Origin of the sequence: Phenylobacterium sp., from assembly GCF_030651755.1 — a bacterium.
Lineage (GTDB): Bacteria > Pseudomonadota > Alphaproteobacteria > Caulobacterales > Caulobacteraceae > Phenylobacterium.
In genome coordinates, this window is sequence record NZ_JAUSBZ010000103.1 from 1 (window position 1) to 2,244 (window position 2,244).

3 protein-coding genes are annotated in these 2,244 nt (G+C 72.0%); 1 reads left to right on the forward strand and 2 read right to left on the reverse strand.

From position 1 onward, the window contains the following. On the forward strand, nucleotides 1–1,475 hold a 1,475-nt coding region (locus Q7V15_RS09760), incomplete at its 5' end, for a helicase C-terminal domain-containing protein (RefSeq protein ID WP_304755381.1). Nucleotides 1,476–1,579: 104 nt separating this feature from the next. On the opposite strand, the gene Q7V15_RS09765 is transcribed toward Q7V15_RS09760, so the two are convergent. Together Q7V15_RS09765 and Q7V15_RS09770 are read right to left on the reverse strand one after the other, a co-directional pair. Continuing rightward, nucleotides 1,580–1,909: a multidrug efflux SMR transporter gene (locus Q7V15_RS09765; RefSeq protein ID WP_304755382.1), complete on the reverse strand. Its 330-nt coding sequence runs from the start codon at nucleotides 1,907–1,909 to the stop codon at nucleotides 1,580–1,582. After that, nucleotides 1,909–2,244, reverse strand: a 336-nt coding sequence (locus Q7V15_RS09770; RefSeq protein ID WP_304755383.1) for a prephenate dehydrogenase dimerization domain-containing protein, incomplete at its 5' end; no start/stop codon positions are given. The genes Q7V15_RS09765 and Q7V15_RS09770, both read right to left, overlap by 1 nt.

Below are 2,244 nucleotides of genomic sequence, written 5' to 3' on the forward strand. Positions count from 1 at the left end.
TCGAGGCCGCCGACAGCGCCTTTTCCGCCGCCATTTCCGGCGCCGAGGCCGCCGAGCTGCGCCGCTGGCTGCGGGGTCCGGAGGGCCGCGGCCGCCGCGGGCGGGGGCTGGAGGCCCGGCTTATGGATGTGCTGGGCGACGCCGATGAGGCCAAGCGCGCCCTGCTCGCGGCCCTGCACGCCGCCGCCGCCCTGCCCGGCGAGGGCTGGTCTGGCCGTATCGCGCCAGCCACCGGCGAGGTGAACCCCATCGGCGCCATCGAGGCCTTTCTGGTGGCGGTGCTGGAGCAACTCCGCGCCCGGGCGGCCCCGTCGGAGGTGGGCATGGAGTGCGCCGCCCGTCCGGCGCTGGACCTGGTGCGCGACACCGCCCGGGAGGCGGCTGCGGCGCTGGCCCGCATCGAGGCGCCCCTGCTGGCGCTCGCCCGCCACCTGGAAGACCTGCTGGACGCCGAGGCCGCGACGCTCGGCCCCAGCGAGCGGGCGCGGATCGAAGGCGCCCTGCGAGGACTGGACCGACGGGCGCGGATGACCCTGCCGGCCTGGCGCTCCATGCTGCGGGCCATCGACGAGGACGCCGAGGACGATCCGGACTTCGTCGACTGGTTCGACGCCACCTTTCTCTATGGCCGGGTGGTGGACGCCGCCTGTCGCCGCCATTGGGTCGATCCCACCGAGCCCCTGACCAACGCCGTCATCGCGCCGGCCCATGGGGTGCTGGTGACCAGCGCCACCCTGGCCGATCCGGGGCTCGACGATCCCTTTGCGCTTGCCGAGATGCGCACCGGCGCCGCGCGCCTGCCCGACCGGCCCAAGACCCTGAAGCTCGCCTCGCCCTTCGACTACGCCGCCAATGTGAGGGCCTTCGTGGTCACCGATGTGGGCAAGGACGATCCCCGCCAGGTGGCTGCGGCCATGCGCGAGCTGTTCCTGGCGGCCGGCGGCGGCGGCCTTGGCCTGTTCACCGCCATCCGCCGCCTGCGCGCGGTGCATGAGCGCATCGCAGGCCCCCTGGCCGACAAGGGCCTGGCCCTCTACGCCCAGCATGTGGACGCCCTCGAGGTCGGCGCCCTGGTGGACATCTTCCGGGCTGAGGAGGACGCCTGCCTGCTGGGCACCGACGCCGTCCGTGATGGGGTGGACGTGCCGGGTCGGTCCCTGCGCCTGCTGGTCTTCGATCGGGTGCCGTGGCCGCGTCCGGACATCCTGCACAAGGCCCGCCGGGTCCGTTTCGGCGGCAAGGGCTATGACGACTCCATCGCCCGGGGCCGAATCGCCCAGGCCTTCGGCCGCCTGATCCGCCGCGCCGACGACAAGGGCGTGTTCGTCATGCTGGACGCCGCCGCCCCCACCCGCCTGTTCTCCAGCCTGCCGCCCGGCGTCGAGATCCAGCGCATGGGCCTGGTCGAGGCCATCGAGGCCACGGCTGAGTTCTTGAAGGCGGACGCGCCCGGCCAGGCCGCGCCGGAGGATTGAGTTAGGGGGGCGGACCGCCCCTTCGCTACCCCCCAACCGTCTTGGTCGGGTCAAGCCCGAGGGCGACGAGGAGTTGGGGGGAGGGTGTGAGGGGGAATTTCGCCCTAAGCCGTCGCCTTGGAGAACACCTGGATGACCACCACGCCGGCCAGGATCAGGCCGATGCCGATGAGGCCGGCGGTGTCGATCTGCTGGCGGTAGAGAACCCAGGCGATGGCGGTGATCAGGACGATGCCGACGCCTGACCAGATGGCGTAGGCCAGGCCCACGGGCACGGTGCGCATGGCCTGGGACATGCACCAGAAGGCGATCCCGTAGCCGAGGGTGGTGATCAGCGAGGGCGTGACATGCCGGAAGCCGTCCGAGGCCTTCAGCGCGGTGGTGGCGAACACCTCGGCGACGATGGCGATGGCGAGCCAGGCCATGCCGGGCATCAGCCGCCCCGCTTGCGGCCGAAGTCGGGCTCGGCGCTTTCCTGGCCGGCCTCGATCACCCCGCGGCGGATTTCGCGAGTGCGGCTGAACAGGTCATAGAGCTTGTCGCCCTCGCCCCAGCGGATGGCCCGCGACAGGGCCTGCAGGTCCTCGGTGAAGCGGCCCAGGACTTCCAGCACCGCGTCCTTGTTGGTCAGGAAGATGTCGCGCCACATGGTGGGGTCCGACGCGGCGATACGGGTGAAGTCGCGGAAGCCGCCGGCGGAGTATTTCATCACCTCGGCCCGAGTGACCTCCTCCATGTCGGCGGCGGTGCCGACGATGTTGTAGGCGAT

Bases quoted from the DNA above. Each gene is read 5' to 3' on its own strand.
- Q7V15_RS09765 (WP_304755382.1), bottom strand. From the start codon at position 1,909: ATGCCCGGCATGGCCTGGCTCGCCATCGCCATCGTCGCCGAGGTGTTC.